Below are 13,875 nucleotides of genomic sequence, written 5' to 3'. Positions count from 1 at the left end.
CGTGGAGTTGCCTGGTCTGACCGATCTCACGCCGCTGGGCCAGGGCGGTTTCGCCACCGTCTACCGCGCCCGCCAGGTCCAGCTGAACCGCGAGGTCGCGGTGAAGATCGACAACCGGGTGCTGCAGACCGAACGGGACCGGCGGCGGTTCCTGCGCGAGGCGCACGCGGCGGCCCGGCTGTCCGGCCACCCGCACGTGGTGTCGGTGCACGACGCGAACTTCACCCCGCAGGGCACGCCCTACCTGGTCATGGAGCTGTGCACGGGCGGGTCGCTGGCCGACGTGGTGCAGCGCGACGGACCGTTGCCCGCGGCACGGGTGCGCGAGTTGGGCGTGCAGCTCGCGGACGCGTTGGCCGCGGCCCACGCGGAAGGCGTGCTGCACCGCGACATCAAGCCGGGCAACATCCTGCTGGACCGCTACGGCACGGTGAAGCTCGCCGATTTCGGCCTGGCGGCGCTGCTGGACGCCGAAGGTTCCAGCACGGTCACCCGGGACGCGCTGAGCCCCAGCTACGCGCCGCCGGAGGCGTTCGCGATGGCCCAGCCGACGCCGGCGGCGGACGTGTACTCGTTGGCGGCGACGTTGTACGACCTGCTGGCGGGCAAACCGCCCCGGCCGGTGCCGTGGCCCGTCGAGTCGTTCGACCACCTGGGGCAGGTGCTGCGGTCACCCGTGCCGTGGGTGCCCGGGGTCCCGCAAGGGCTGCACGAGGCGCTGGTGCGGGCGTTGGAGCCGGAGGTCGGTCGTCGCACGGCAACGGCGGCTCGGTTGCGCGACGAGTTGAGCCGGGCCGGGGCGGAGCCGTCGACGAGCCGGCCTCGAGCTCCGCGGCCGGTGGCCGGGTCGCCCTGGGCTCCGCAACCGTCCACGGGGTCGCCGTACCGGACCCCGCAACCGGCGACGGGGTCGCCGTACCGCGCCCCGCAACAGGTGGCGGGGCCGGCGCCGGTCTTCCCGCCGGCGGCGGGGTCGAGTTACGTCCGCCCGCCCACCAAGAAGCCGTGGGGCCTGGTGGTCGGCGCATCGGTGCTGGCCACCGTCGTCGCGCTCGGCACCTGGTGGTGGGCGACGCGCAACCAGGCCCCTTCGTCCGCCGGCACGTCGTCGTCCACCTCGTCCACCTCCGCGCCGGACAACGCGGTGGCGCCGCCCCGGCTGGCGCAGTGCGGGACGGGCTACTGCGTCGCCGAACCCACCTGCTACCACGGCATCAACAACGTGGGCGGGGAACCGGCCGCGGCGCGACGGGCCGGTGACTGCTCGGTCGAGCACTTCTGGGAGGCGTTCGCCGGGGGCTGGCTGTCCGGCGCGATCCCCAAGGTGGGCAGCGACGAGCTGGTGAAGGCCACGGAGGTCGCCGACGTGTGCACGGCCGAGGCCATGAAGGCCAACACCCGCCCGACCGTGGACACGTCGACGTGGCGGATCACCGCCGTGGCGTTCGCGGACGGCGACCGCAACTACTTCCACTGCCTGGCGAGCGAGCCGGGGGCGGGCGAGGTCACCACCAGCGCGTTCGGGTCCTGAGCCGGCTTGAGCGCGAAGATCAGCACCACCAGGGCCGCCAGGGCGAGGAGCGCGGCGATCGGGGCCAGCGGGACGAGGCCCACCCAGCTGATCACCAGGCCGCCGAGCACGCCGGACAGGCCCACGCCGAGGTAGATCGCGGAGGCGTTGAGCGACAGCAGCAGACCGCTGTTGGCGGGCGCGAGCTCGATCAGCCAGCTCTGGATGGGCGGGTTCGCCGACCAGGTGAGCGCGCCCCAGGCGAAGAGGGCGACGGCGGCCGACACGGGGGTCGCCATGGTGAGCGGCAACGTCGCCAGCACGACGGTGAAGCAGCTGAAGAGCACCACGAGCAGCTTGCGGGTGTCGAAGCGGTCCGTGAGCCGGCCGGCGGCCCAGTTGCCGAGCACGGAGCCCAGGCCGTAGGCGACGAGCAGGATGCCGACCGCGGCGCCTTCGACGTGCGCGGTCTCGGCCAGCAGCGGCGCGATGTAGTTGAAGACGCTGAACACGGCCAGGCACGCGAGCACGGTCAGGCCGAGGACCATCAGCACGCGGCGGTCGGCGGCGGGCGCGAAGCGCTGCCGCAGGCCGACGGCGGGCGGCGCGTCGACGCGGGGCAGCCAGAGGCGCACGGCGATCGCGGCGAGCACCGAGACGGCCGCGATCAGCGCGAACACGCCCTGGTAGCCGAGGGGTCCACCGAGCAGGTTGCCCGCGGGCACGCCGAGGACCAGCGAGAAGGTCAGGCCGCCGAAGACCAGCGCGACGGCTCGGCCGCGGCGGTCCGGCGGGCTCAGGACGGTGGCGACGAGCGTCGCGGCGGGTGTGTAGACGGCCGCGCCCAGGGCGCTGATGACGCGGGCGACCAGGAGCAGCGGGTAGTTCGGGGCGAGCGCGGCGAGGAGGTTGCCGACCGCGGCGACCCCGAGGGCGACGACGAGGAGCGTGCGGCGTTCCCACCGGCCGGTGAGGGCGGCGAGGACGGGCGACGAGATCGCGTAGGCGATGGCGAACGCGGTGAGCAGCTGCCCTGCCGTGGCGTGCGAGACGTGCAGTTCCTCGCTCACGGCCGGCAGCACGCCGGAGACGATGTACCCGCTCGTGCCGATGGCGAACGCCCCGGCGGCGAGCAGGTAGGTGCGGGCCGACATGCGTGCTCCCCCGGTCGAGTGATGTTACGATCAGGATCGTACTACGACGTCGATCTAAGTTCGACTGATATCGTAGTATGGGCGATATGACCACCTCGCTGGCCCACCCCGAGCGGGACGAGATCCGGATAGCGTCGGTGCTGCACGCGCTGGCCGATCCGGTGCGGCTCCAGATCGTGCGCGCGTTGGCGGCGCACGCGGGGGGCCTGTCGTGCGGGGTGCTGCCGTTGGGGGTGACGGCGTCGACGCTCACCCACCACGTGCGGACGTTGCGGGAGGCGGGCGTGGTGCACGTCCGGCCGCAGGGGACGTCGCGGATCAGCTCGTTGCGCCGGGAGGACTTGGATGCGCTGTTCCCAGGACTGCTCGACGGTGTGCTGGCGGCGCGGCGATGAGTGACGCGGCGGCGGGTGACGCCAACGACTGGGAGTGGGTCCGGGTGCTCGCCCAGGGGCGGGTGTACGACGAGGACCGGGCCCCGGCGAACCGGTTGGCGTGGGCGGCGGTGGCGTTGGCCGCCTCGCACGGCGGCGAGCGGAGCGGGGTGCGGCGGGCCCGCGCGGTCGCGGACCGGTTCGCGTTGCGGGCACGGGTGACGCGGTCGTTGGGCGCGTGGGCGGCGGACCCGGATGCGCTGGCGGAGGACGTGATGGCGGAGGACGGGCTGTCCGGCCGCTACGAGAAGTCGGTCGCGCGGGCGGTCGAGCCGGTGGTGCCGCGGGTGCGGGACGAAGAAGTGCGGGAGCGGCTTTCCGGGTGGGTGCGGGCCCGGGCCTAGAACCGCGCTCGGCGGTAATCGGGTTGCACCGGTTCCTAGGGTGAACAGACGTGCGCGCTTACGCCTTCCTAGCGCTGGCCGGATTCCGCAGGTACTCCACCTATCGACAGGCGATGGTCGCCGGAATGGCGACGAACGTGGCCTTCGGGCTGCTCAGAATGGCGGTGCTCATCGCAGCCGTCGGGCAGGGCCCCATCGCCGGCTACGACATCGCCGCCACGACGACTTATGTCTGGCTCGGCCAGGGGTTGATGGCCGTCGTCGTCCTCTGGGGCGACCAGCGCCTCGCCGATCGGGTGCGCAGCGGTGACGTGGTGGTCGACCTCTACCGCCCGTGGCACCTGCAGTTCGCGTTGTTCGCCGAGGACGTCGGCCGGGCGGGTTATGCCGTGCTGGTCCGGCTCGCGCCGCCGGTGGCGTTCGGCGCGTTGTTCTTCCCGTTCCGGTGGCCTTCGATCGGCACGGCCCCGGTGTTCGCGGTCAGCGTGGCGCTGGCGCTGACCGTCAGCTTCGGCATGCGGTTCCTGCTGAACGCGACCACGTTCTGGCTCTTGGACAACCGCGGCGTCCAAGCTCTCTACACGGCCTTCACCTGGCTGTTCTGCGGACTGGCGGTGCCGCTCGCGTTCTTCCCCGGGTGGGCGCTGCCGATCGTGTGGTCGACGCCGTTCGCGGCCATGTTGCAGGCGCCGATCGACATCTTCCTCGAACGCGGCTCGCCGTGGCCTTTCCTCGCCGGGCAGGCGTTCTGGGCGGTCGCCGTGCTGGCCGCGGGCCACCTGGCCCTGAACCGGGCGGTGCGGAAGGTGGTGGTCCAAGGTGGTTGAGGGCGTGTACGCGAAGCTGGTCGGCGCGCGGCTGCGCGGGCAGATGTCCTATCGCGCGTCGTTCCTCCTGCAGTGCCTCGCGCAGGCCGTCAACCAGCTCGCCGAGTTGGTGATCATCCTGGTGCTGTTCGACCGGGTGAGCGCGTTGGGCGGGTTCTCGGTCTCGGAAGTCGTGCTGGTGTACGCCATCGCGGGCACCGCGTTCGGCATCGCCGACATGGTGGCCGGGCAGTTGGACGAGCTGCCCACCTGCATCCGCACCGGGACGTTCGACGTGCTGCTGCTGCGCCCCTTGAGCACGTTGGCGCAGATGATGGCCTCCGACCTGCACCTGCGGAAGGTCGGGCGCATCGTCGCCGGCGTCGGCGCGCTGGTCTACGCCTTGAGCCACAACGACATCGCGTGGTCGGTGTGGACCGCCGGCCTGGTCGTCCTGGCGCCGCTCAGCGGCGCGGTGATCTTCGCGTCCATCTGGGTGGCGGCCAACGCCCTGTGCTTCTGGATCGTGGACGGCCAGGAGCTGGCCAACACGGTCACGTACGGCAGCAACGCGTTCACCTCCTACCCCGCCACGGTCTACGGGCCGTGGCTGCGGCGGTTCTTCGCGTTCGTCATCCCCGGCGCGTTCGTCGCCTACTACCCCGGCCTCGCGCTGCTGGGCCGGCCCGACCCGCTGGGCGGGCCGGCGTTCCTGGGGTGGATCTCCCCGCTGGTCGCGCTCGCGGCGGCGGTCGTGGCCGGTCTGGTGTGGCGGACGGCCGTTCGGCACTACCGGGGGACTGGGTCATGATCGAAGTGCGCGACCTGCGTCGCGAGTTCACGGTGTCGACCAAGGTCGGCCGGTTCCGGCGGGAGAAGCGGGTGGTGCGGGCCGTCGACGCGGTCGGGTTCGACGTGGCGGCGGGCGAGGCCGTCGGGTACGTCGGGCCCAACGGGGCGGGCAAGTCCACCACCATCAAGGTGCTGACCGGCATCCTGGTCCCCACGTCCGGGCACGTGCGGGTGTGCGGGGTGGAGCCCTCGCGGAGCAGGCGGGAGCTGGCGCGGCGGATCGGCGTGGTGTTCGGCCAGCGCAGCCAGCTCTGGTGGGACCTGCCGCTGCGGGACAGCTTCGAGTTGCTGCGGGCGATCTACCGGGTGCCGAAGGGCGACTACGACGGCCGGTTGCGGGAGTGCGTCGACCTGTTGGACCTCGGGCCGTTCCTGGACACGCCGGTTCGGCAGTTGTCGCTCGGGCAGCGGATGCGCGGCGAGGTCACGGCGTCCCTCCTGCACGGGCCGGAGCTGCTGGTCCTGGACGAGCCGACGATCGGGCTAGACCTGGAGTCCAAGGAGCGGCTGCGGGAGTTCCTGGCCGACCTCAACGCGCAGCGGGGCACCACCCTCCTGCTCACCACGCACGACCTGGACGACATCGAGCGGCTGTGCCCCCGGTTGGTGGTGATCGACCGCGGCACGGTGCTGGCGGACGGCGCGCTGGAGGAGCTGCGCGCCGAGGTCGCCCCGGAACGGGTGCTGGTGGTCGACCTGGAGCAGCCGAGCGCCGAGCTGGCCGGGCTGCCCGGCGTGACGTCGAGCCGGGTCGAGCTCAACGGTGTGCGACACCACCTCACGTTCCGCCGGGCCGAGACCACGGCGGCGGCACTGATCTCGGCCGTGGCCGCACGGGCGGAGGTGCACGACCTGGTGGTCGTCGAGCCGGAAATCGACGACGTGGTGCGTCGGCTGTACGCGCGTCGGTAGAGTCGGACGAAACGGTCAACTCAGAACTGGAGCACCCCATGCGCGCAGGTCGTCCGGTAGCCACCCTCTTGCTGGCCCTGGGACTCGCCGCCGCGGTCTCGGGCTGTGAAGCCGTGCAGCAGGCCTCGGACACCGCCAACCAGGTCGGCGCGGCCGCGGACAAGGCGCAGCTGTGCATCGACGCGCTCAAGCTGGCCGGTTTCACGCCCGACGCCACCGACCCGCAGAAGGCGTTGGAGGAGACCCAGCAGAAGGCCGAGGAGCTGAACGCGCTCGCCGCGAAGGCCGGTGACACCACGCTCAAGGACGCCATCACCGGCGTCTCCGACACCATGGGCAAGGTGACCCTGGAAGACCTGAACCCGGCCAACATCGCGACCTGGTCGCAGCAGAAGCTGGACCAGGTGGCGAAGCTGTCCAGCGCCTGCGCCTGAGCGGAAACGTCAGGCTGTCGGTACCTTCGGAACAGTCCTACGCTGTGACGCACCGGAGGTGTTGCAGATGCACGCGACAGTAGGCGACCGGTTGCACATCCACAGCCGCGCGGTTGGTCTCGACGAGACGGTCGGCGAGATCCTCGAAGTGCGCGGCCGGGAAGGTGCGCCCCCGTATCGGGTCCGCTTCTCCGACGGCCACGAAGGGCTGGTCTACCCCGGCCCCGACAGCCTGGTCGAGCCCCGGACCCCCGAGTCACCCAGGATCAAGGACTCGACCTCGGCGCGGTAGAGCAGCGCCGGGTCGATCCCCATCGGCCCGAACTGGCCGGAGACCTCCAGGCTGAGCACGCCGTGCAGCCTGGTGAACGCACGCACGGCGGTGAGCAGCACGGCGGGGGGCACGTCGCCCTCGCCGCGCGCGCCCGCCCAGCCCGCGAGCTGGGCGTCCAGTGTGGACTGCCCGGCCGTGGCGAAACCCTCGCGCGGCAGGACGACGAGCAGCGCGCTCATGGTGCGGTGCGCGGCGAGGACCGTGTCCTGCGGCGCGTGGTAGCCGGGCAGCGGCGTGCCGAACAGCAGCAGGTACCGGTGCGGCTGGGTGACGGCCCACGACCGGAACCCCTCCGCGAACGCACGCACCCGATCGGGTGGTGAAGCGCCCTCGGAGGCCGTCACCGTCGCCTCGACGGTGTCGGCGAGGTCGTGCCACGCGTCGCGGATCAGCTCGTTGAGCAGGTCGTCGCGCCCCGCGAAGTACCGGTAGAGCGCCGGTCCCGTCACGCCCATGCGCTTGGCGATGGCGTTGACCGAGATGCCGGCGATCCCCTGCTCGGCCAGCTGCTCCAGCGCGATGCGCTTGGCCTCGGTCTTCGTTTCCTCGCGGTACCGCTCCCGGCGGACGTTGACCACGGCTGCCCTCCTTGACGCAGGCACTCTAACGTGTGTTAGAACATCTAACATAAGTGAGAGAGTGATACGAGGGGGCGTCATGACCGCGGTCGTGCTGGGAGCGGGTCGGGGCATCGGCCGGGAGATCGCCCGGCAGCTGGTGGCGGCCGGCCGGGAGGTTCGGGCCGTCACGCGTTCGGGTGGAGTTCCGGACGGCGCGCAGGACGTGCGGGGCGACGTGCTGGACCGGCGGTCGACCATCGAGGCGGTCCGGGGCGCGTCGGTGATCCACCTCGCGGCGAACGTGCCGTACCCGAACTGGCTCGACCTGCTGCCGACGATGGTGGAGAACACCGTCGCGGCGGCGGAGGCCGTGGGGGCGAAGATCGTCTACGCGGACAACCTCTACGCGTACGGGCCGGTGTCCGGCGCGGTGGCGGAGGACACGCCGGAACGGCCCGCGGGCCCGAAGGAGAAGCTGCGCAGCGAGCTGGGCAAGCGCTTGCGGGCGGCGGCCGTGCCGGTGGCGACCGGCCGGTCGTCGGACTACTACGGGCCTGGTGGCACGGGGTCGCTGCCCGGCGAGCTGCTGATCAAGCCGATGGCGGCGGGCAAGGCCGCGACGTGGTTCTGGCCGTTGGACGTGCCGCACACCTTCGCCTACCTGCGCGACACCGCGCGGGCGCAGATCGCGCTCGGCGACGACGAGCGGGCGGACGGGAAGGTCTGGCACGCGCCGGCGGCGGAGACGCTGACCGTGCGGGAGTTCGTGGCGTTGACCGGGAAGGTCCTCGGGAACGCGCGCACACCGGTGCGGCTGCCCGCGTGGGGAGTCAAGGTGGGGTCGCTGTTCGACCGGCGGTTGCGCGGCTCGGGCGAGATGGACCACCAGCGGACCGCGCCGTGGGTGGTGGACCACTCCGCCTTCGAGGCCGCGTTCGGGCCGTGGCCGGTGACGCCGCACGAGCAGGCGATCGAGGAGACCGCCCGCTGGTACCGGGGATGAGCGGAACGGCAACCTGGGAACGGTTTCAGCCCAGGATGGTGGTGATCAGCTCGTCGGCGAGGGCGGGCGTGGCGGCGGCGATGCCCGACCAGCGGCGGGACAGGTCGACGTCGAAGGTCAGCGGCCGGCCGCGCAGGTCGAGCAGCGCTCCCCCGGCGGCGGGCACCGTGACGAGGGCGGCGATCAGGTCCATCAGGCGGTGGGTGTCCGAACCCGGGTCGGCGAACGCGTCCACCGCGCCCTCGGCGACCAGGACCGCTTCCAGGCACGTGGTGGCGAGGATGCGGATGCGCTCCGCCTGGTTCGCCACGCGCATCCAGGCGTCCTCGCTCCCGCGCTTGGGCCGCATCATGCACATCGAGGCGCCCTTGAGGGCCGTGCGGCCGGTGGTGCGGTAGGGCGTGGGCCTGCCCGCGTGCGCCGACCAGGCGCGGCCGGTGTCGAACCAGACGGTGAGCGCCTCGACCGGCTGGTCGTCGATCACCAGGGCGCCCGCGAAGCAGGACAGCGGCACGCCCATGGCGGCGTTCGCGGAACCGTCCACCGGGTCGACCACGAGGGTGGCGGCCGAGCCGTTGTCGATGAACCCGGCCTCCTCGGACAGCAGGTTCGCGCCCGCCTCGGCGGCCGCTTCGGCGATCGCGGCCTCCACGATCGCGTCCACCCGCATCGTGGGCGTGCCGTCCGCGCCGTCGGCGACCTCCTCGCGCAGCTGCCCGCGGGTGAACCCGCGGCGTGCGCCGTCGTAGGCGGCCGAGGCGGCGATGGCGGTGGCGGCGAGCGCGGGGTGCACGTCGGCGGGCAGGTTCGGGAGGGGCACGGGCCACTGGGTCATGCACCGAACATGCCACGAGAGGGCCACCGGCGGCGGCCCTCTCGTGCGGTTCGACTCAGATCAGGCCGAGGGCCTTCACCGCGTCGCGCTCCTCGACCAGCTCGGCCACGGAGGCGTCGATGCGGGCGCGGGAGAAGTCGTCGATCTCCAGGCCCTGCACGATCGAGTACTCGCCGTCGGTCACCGTGACGGGGAACGACGAGATCAGGCCCTCCGGCACGCCGTAGGAGCCGTCCGACGGGATCGCCATCGACACCCAGTCGCCCTCGGCCGTGCCGTTGACCCAGTCGTGGACGTGGTCGATGGCCGCGTTGGCCGCCGACGCCGCCGAGGACGCGCCGCGCGCCTCGATGATCGCCGCGCCGCGCTTGGCGACGGTCGGGATGAACTCGTTCTCCAGCCAGGCCTGGTCGTTCACGGCCTCGGCCGCGACCTGGCCGTTGACCTCGGCGTGGAACAGGTCCGGGTACTGGGTGGCCGAGTGGTTGCCCCAGATGGTGAGCTTCTTGATGTCGGTGACCGACACCCCGAGCTTCTTCGCCAGCTGCGACAGCGCCCGGTTGTGGTCCAGGCGGGTCATCGCGGTGAACCGCTCGGCGGGCACGTCGGGCGCGTGCTGCTGGGCGATCAGGGCGTTGGTGTTGGCCGGGTTGCCGACGACCAGCACGCGCACGTCGTCCGCCGCGCCCGCGTTGATCGCCTCGCCCTGCGGCTTGAAGATGCCGCCGTTGGCCTCCAGCAGGTCGCCGCGCTCCATGCCCTTCGTGCGCGGGCGGGCGCCGACCAGCAGCGCCACGTTCACGCCGTCGAACGCGGTCTTGGCGTCGTCGGTGATGTCGATGCCGGACAGCAGCGGGAACGCGCAGTCGTCCAGCTCCATCGCGGTGCCCTCGGCGGCCTTGACGGCCTGCGGGATCTCCAGCAGGCGCAGGCGGACGGGGACGTCGGGGCCCAGGAGGTGGCCGGAGGCGATGCGGAACAGCAGTGCGTAGCCGATCTGGCCGGCCGCACCGGTGACGGTGACGTTCACGGGCGTGCGGGTCATGTGCCTTCCCGAATGTTGTGGCTTCAGTCCTCGGGCACGACCACTAGGCAGGCTGACGACCTGTCAGCGGCGGTCTCTACTCCGGGACCGCGCACCGGGCGGGTTGCCCGGCAGGTCGGAGGTTACCAACTGGGCGGCGATGACAAGGTGTGACAGTGGACATCATCGGCGAGGACTACTCCGACGCGGTCTTGTGCGGGCAGAAGTGGGAAGGCAGGTCGTTCGTCCGGTGCGACTTCACCGAGGCCGACCTGCGCGGGCTGGCGACCTCGGGGTGCACGTTCACCGACTGCTCGTTCGACCGCACCGACCTGGGCGGGTCCGCGCACCGGGCGACCGCGTTCCGCTCCTGCCGGTTCACCCGGGCCGTGCTGGCCTCCGCCGAGTTCACGTCGTGCTCGTGGCTGGGGTCGATGTTCCTGGACTGCGCGCTGCGGCCGATCACGGTGACCGAGACCGATCTCACGCTGGTCGGGCTGTCCGGCGCCGTGCTGCGCAAGGCGTCGCTGCGCGGCCTGCGGTTGCGGGAGGCCAACTTCCAGGACGCCGACCTGCGCGACGCGGACCTGCGTGACGTCGACCTGACCGGCGCGCGGCTGCGCGGCTGCCGGCTGGAGGGCGCGGACCTGCGCGGCGCGCGGCTGGACGCCGACGGGCTGGCCCAAGCCACCCTGCGCGGTGCGCGGGTGGACCTGGACACGGCCGTCGCCTTCGCCGCGGCGCACGGGTTGCGCGTCGGCTAGTGGCCCGGGGCCTCCTGGCCCGCGACCTCGACCAGCAGGCCGTCCGCGATCATGTCGTCGATCGTCTTCGGCATCAGGTAGGCCGTGCCGCCGCCGGGCTGCTCGAACCACGGCACGGCCACGCCGGTCAGCACCTCGACCGGTCGGCGCAGCCGGTACACGTGGTACGGCCGGTTGATCCACGACGGCACCAGCGAGCGCTGCGCGAACGGCGTGCCCGCCGCGTAGACGAGGTTGCCCTCGCCCTCGCCGAAGCGGTCCACCTCCACGCCGGCGGGCAGCTCGACCATCGTCTTGTGCCGGAACAGGGTCAGCGGCGGCTCGCCGTTCATCGGGTTGATCGGCCACGACCGCTGGGGCCTGGGCTCCTGCGTGGACGTCGTGGCGCCCGAGGGCTGCGGCGCGCCCTGCTGCGCCTGCGCCGGCACGGGCGGTTCGACCGGCGGGCGCTGCGGGGGCGCGGGACGGCGCGGCGGCTCCTCGCGGAAGCCGTTGTTCATCGGCGGGCGCGGGCGCTGCTGCGGCGGCGGCGGGGGCGGCATCGGTCGCTGCGGCCGGCGGCTGGTGAGCACCAGCTTGCCGGTCAGGTACGCGGCGGCGTCCTCCAGCCGGTCGAAGCGGACCGGGTTGGTGGGCCCGTGGTCGAACCACGACACCTCCCAGTCCGGGCCCTCGGTGCGCAGCAGCCAGGCGCGGTCGGCGGGCTCGCCGAAGCGGTAGGCGGCGGGCGGCACGTCGAGCTCGTCCAGCGCGCGGCGGATGCCCGAGAGCTCGCGCTCCTCCTCCGGCGTGACCTGCCGCGGCTCGGCCGGTGACGGCGGCTGGACCGGGGGTGGCGGCTGGACCGGCGGCGAGGTCAGGCTCGGCACGGGCGCCGGGGCCGGGGACACGTCGTCGAACGGCTGCACGGCCTCGGCGAACTGGGTCGCCTGGTCCGCGAACGGCGGCGGGACCTGTTCCACGAACTGCGGCTGGCCGGCCGGTTCGGGGTGCTCGTCACGCTCGATGCGGTCGTCGCGCTCGGCGTGGTCATCGCGGTCGTCGCGGAGGCCCCGGTCGTCCTGGAGGTCGCGGTGGTCGCGGTCGTCCCGGTGGTCGTCGTGGTGGTCGCGGTCGGCGAAGTGGGGCTCGGGCTCGTCGTGCCGGTCCTCGTGCCGGACTTCACGCCGGTCGTCGGCCTGCTCGGCGAACAGGGGCTCGTCGGGTTCGGTGAACGCCTGCTCGGCGGGCTCCTCGAACCGCGACTCGTCCCGGTCGGCGAAGCCCTGCTCCTCGACGTGCTCCGGCGTGTAGAGGCGGGCCTGGTCGACCTCGAACTCGGCGGTGACCTCGGCCTCGTCGGCGGGGTGGCGCGCGTCGACCTCGGACGCCCGCTCCTCGACCGGCCGCGGCTCGTGCTCGGCCTGCTCGTGCGGCTGCTGCTCGTACGCCTGCTCGTGCGAGGGCTGGTCGTAGGCGGGCTGGTGCGGCGGCAGGTCGTGCGGCTGGTCGTGGGACACCTGGTCGTGCGGCGGGTGGTCGTGCGGCGCGTGGTCGTGCGCGGGCTCGGCGCCGACCGCCTCGACCTCGCCGGTCCGCTCGGCGGGCCCGGACTCCGGCTCCTCGTCGGTGAACGGGTTCCAGGTCTGGGTGTCGTTCAGCTCGCGCTGGTCCTCGTCCCCCTCGCGCTCGTAGGCGCCGGGCGCGAACAGGTCCATCCCGTCCACGTAGGACTCGCGCCGGTACCGGTCGTCGATCACCGGGCCGTCCTCGTCGAACCGCACCCGGTAGGGCGGGCCCTCCTGGGCGTACTCGATCACGTCCGGCTTGAGCTCGGTGAGGTTCGCGGTCTCCTCGACGTCCGCGCGCCCGGACACCGCCTCGGCGGGCCGCGGCTCGTCGGCCAGGGGTTCGGGCAGCGGCGCGGCGACCGTCGCGCCCACCTCGGCGGGCGGCTCGGCCGGCGCGGGCGCGGGTTCGGCGACCGGCAGCTCGGCCCCCTGCGGCGCGGCGGGCGCGCCCAGGTTCGCGGCGGCGGCGACCCGCGCCTCCTCGGTCACCTCGGGCAGCACGAAGTCCAGCGCCTTGGCCCGCTCCACCAGCTCGGGCTCCGGCGGCACGCCGTAGGCGCGCAGGTAGTAGCCGACCGCGGCGGGCCAGATCCAGTGGCCGTCGGTCTGGAACGCCACCGGCACCACCGACGGCGCGTCCGGGTTGAGCACGTCCGCGTCGAACCCGCGCCCGAGCACCGCGACCGGGGCCCGGTCCAGGTAGCTCAGCAGCAGGTCGTGGTCGGCCTCGGCGACCGGCGGGCGGTTCACCGAGGGTCGGCCGCCCGCACCGGCGCCGTCGAACACCCGGGCCGTGCGGAACGCCCGGAGCGGCGGCGACTGGTCGGCCGGCGGCGGCGGGGGCGGCGCCTGCTGGAGCCGTCGGCGCAGCCAGTCCGGCACGTTGTCGTCGGTGCGCGGGAAGAAGCGCATCTCGTCCAGGTACGCCTGCGGTGGCGGTGGCGTGGTCCAGGACGGCTCGGCGCGGTCGAAGTCGAGGTTGTAGCTGGACGGGTGGTCCAGCTGGTAGCGGGCGTTGGACCAGCTGCCCCGGCCGTCGCGGTACATGCCCGCGCGCAGCCGCGAGAACAGCCCGGCCACCTCCTGGGGCGGTGACCAGGAACGCAGGGCGCCGTCGGCGGTGCGCACCTCGGCGGCCAGCTCGAAGTACCGGCCGGTCGCGCGGTACTCCGCGGTCACGTGCCGCCACTCCTCCGGGGCGGCCCGCATCAGCGTCAGGCCGATCTGCTTGACCAGCGCATCCTGCTCGGTCGGGTTCAGCGGCTTCAGCTCGGACACGTGCAACATCTTCCCCCGCGACTCCCCGTGCCCGCACGGGACCCCGCTGAGCCGAACGGAGTAATGACGCCGTGCGACCGT

General features: G+C 73.0%; 15 protein-coding genes. 10 read left to right on the top strand and 5 right to left on the bottom strand.

Features of this window, described 5'->3' with window-relative positions; all coding sequences use genetic code 11:
- The first annotated feature begins 1 nt into the window (after position 1).
- Positions 2 to 1,531 carry a serine/threonine-protein kinase gene (locus tag EDD40_RS26860; RefSeq protein ID WP_123745385.1) on the top strand — a complete coding sequence of 510 codons (1,530 nt, stop codon included), beginning with the start codon at positions 2 to 4 and terminating at the stop codon, positions 1,529 to 1,531.
- On the opposite strand, the gene EDD40_RS26855 is transcribed toward EDD40_RS26860, so the two are convergent.
- The gene (locus tag EDD40_RS26855) at positions 1,465 to 2,664 is read right to left on the bottom strand and encodes an MFS transporter (protein WP_123745384.1); all 1,200 of its coding nucleotides are present in this window, start codon (positions 2,662 to 2,664) and stop codon (positions 1,465 to 1,467) included. The two genes, EDD40_RS26860 and EDD40_RS26855, sit on opposite strands and share 67 nt — an antisense overlap.
- 77 nt (positions 2,665 to 2,741) lie before the next feature.
- Here EDD40_RS26855 and EDD40_RS26850 point away from each other — a divergent pair, with 77 nt between their 5' ends.
- The 7 genes from EDD40_RS26850 to EDD40_RS26820 all read left to right on the top strand — a co-directional run bounded on the left by EDD40_RS26850 (position 2,742) and on the right by EDD40_RS26820 (position 6,738).
- A complete protein-coding gene (locus EDD40_RS26850; protein WP_425471261.1) occupies positions 2,742 to 3,059 on the top strand; it encodes an ArsR/SmtB family transcription factor in 318 nt (105 codons plus the stop codon).
- Positions 3,056 to 3,442: a hypothetical protein gene (locus tag EDD40_RS44475; RefSeq protein ID WP_123745382.1), complete on the top strand. Its 387-nt coding sequence runs from the start codon at positions 3,056 to 3,058 to the stop codon at positions 3,440 to 3,442. Before EDD40_RS26850 ends, EDD40_RS44475 begins: the two co-directional genes overlap by 4 nt.
- Positions 3,443 to 3,567: 125 nt before the next feature.
- Positions 3,568 to 4,269: an ABC transporter permease gene (locus EDD40_RS26840; protein ID WP_246037827.1), complete on the top strand. Its 702-nt coding sequence runs from the start codon at positions 3,568 to 3,570 to the stop codon at positions 4,267 to 4,269.
- Positions 4,262 to 5,059, top strand: coding sequence for an ABC transporter permease (locus tag EDD40_RS26835; protein WP_123745380.1), 798 nt, complete (start codon positions 4,262 to 4,264; stop codon positions 5,057 to 5,059). Before EDD40_RS26840 ends, EDD40_RS26835 begins: the two co-directional genes overlap by 8 nt.
- On the top strand, positions 5,056 to 6,012 hold the full coding sequence (locus EDD40_RS26830) for an ABC transporter ATP-binding protein (protein WP_123745379.1): 957 nt from the start codon (positions 5,056 to 5,058) through the stop codon (positions 6,010 to 6,012). Before EDD40_RS26835 ends, EDD40_RS26830 begins: the two co-directional genes overlap by 4 nt.
- A gap of 38 nt (positions 6,013 to 6,050) precedes the next feature.
- Positions 6,051 to 6,446 (top strand): bacteriophage spanin2 family protein, encoded by a 396-nt coding sequence (locus tag EDD40_RS26825; RefSeq protein ID WP_123745378.1) that lies wholly within the window; start codon positions 6,051 to 6,053, stop codon positions 6,444 to 6,446.
- A 67-nt stretch (positions 6,447 to 6,513) separates the two neighbouring features.
- Positions 6,514 to 6,738 (top strand): DUF1918 domain-containing protein, encoded by a 225-nt coding sequence (locus EDD40_RS26820; RefSeq protein ID WP_123745377.1) that lies wholly within the window; start codon positions 6,514 to 6,516, stop codon positions 6,736 to 6,738.
- On the opposite strand, the gene EDD40_RS26815 is transcribed toward EDD40_RS26820, so the two are convergent.
- On the bottom strand, positions 6,660 to 7,358 hold the full coding sequence (locus tag EDD40_RS26815) for a TetR/AcrR family transcriptional regulator (protein ID WP_246037826.1): 699 nt from the start codon (positions 7,356 to 7,358) through the stop codon (positions 6,660 to 6,662). The genes EDD40_RS26820 and EDD40_RS26815 overlap by 79 nt on opposite strands.
- 79 nt (positions 7,359 to 7,437) lie before the next feature.
- On the opposite strand from EDD40_RS26815, the gene EDD40_RS26810 reads away from it, so the two are divergent.
- Positions 7,438 to 8,343 carry an NAD-dependent epimerase/dehydratase family protein gene (locus tag EDD40_RS26810; RefSeq protein ID WP_170185209.1) on the top strand — a complete coding sequence of 302 codons (906 nt, stop codon included), beginning with the start codon at positions 7,438 to 7,440 and terminating at the stop codon, positions 8,341 to 8,343.
- A 25-nt stretch (positions 8,344 to 8,368) separates the two neighbouring features.
- On the opposite strand, the gene EDD40_RS26805 is transcribed toward EDD40_RS26810, so the two are convergent.
- Together EDD40_RS26805 and EDD40_RS26800 are read right to left on the bottom strand one after the other, a co-directional pair.
- Positions 8,369 to 9,178: an inositol monophosphatase family protein gene (locus EDD40_RS26805; protein ID WP_123745375.1), complete on the bottom strand. Its 810-nt coding sequence runs from the start codon at positions 9,176 to 9,178 to the stop codon at positions 8,369 to 8,371.
- Positions 9,179 to 9,233: 55 nt separating this feature from the next.
- Positions 9,234 to 10,223 carry a malate dehydrogenase gene (locus tag EDD40_RS26800; RefSeq protein WP_123745374.1) on the bottom strand — a complete coding sequence of 330 codons (990 nt, stop codon included), beginning with the start codon at positions 10,221 to 10,223 and terminating at the stop codon, positions 9,234 to 9,236.
- A 155-nt stretch (positions 10,224 to 10,378) separates the two neighbouring features.
- Here EDD40_RS26800 and EDD40_RS26795 point away from each other — a divergent pair, with 155 nt between their 5' ends.
- Complete coding sequence (locus tag EDD40_RS26795) at positions 10,379 to 10,966, top strand: pentapeptide repeat-containing protein (protein WP_123745373.1); 588 nt, start codon at positions 10,379 to 10,381, stop codon at positions 10,964 to 10,966.
- Here the strand turns inward: EDD40_RS26795 and EDD40_RS26790 are convergent.
- Entirely contained in the window at positions 10,963 to 13,794 is a 2,832-nt protein-coding gene (locus EDD40_RS26790; RefSeq protein ID WP_148088923.1) for a TNT domain-containing protein, read from the bottom strand. The genes EDD40_RS26795 and EDD40_RS26790 overlap by 4 nt on opposite strands.
- Between the last annotated feature and the right edge of the window lie 81 nt (positions 13,795 to 13,875).

Source organism: Saccharothrix texasensis (assembly GCF_003752005.1).
GTDB classification, from domain to species: Bacteria; Actinomycetota; Actinomycetes; order Mycobacteriales; family Pseudonocardiaceae; genus Actinosynnema; species Actinosynnema texasense.
This window is presented reverse-complemented; position numbering and strand designations above follow the sequence as displayed.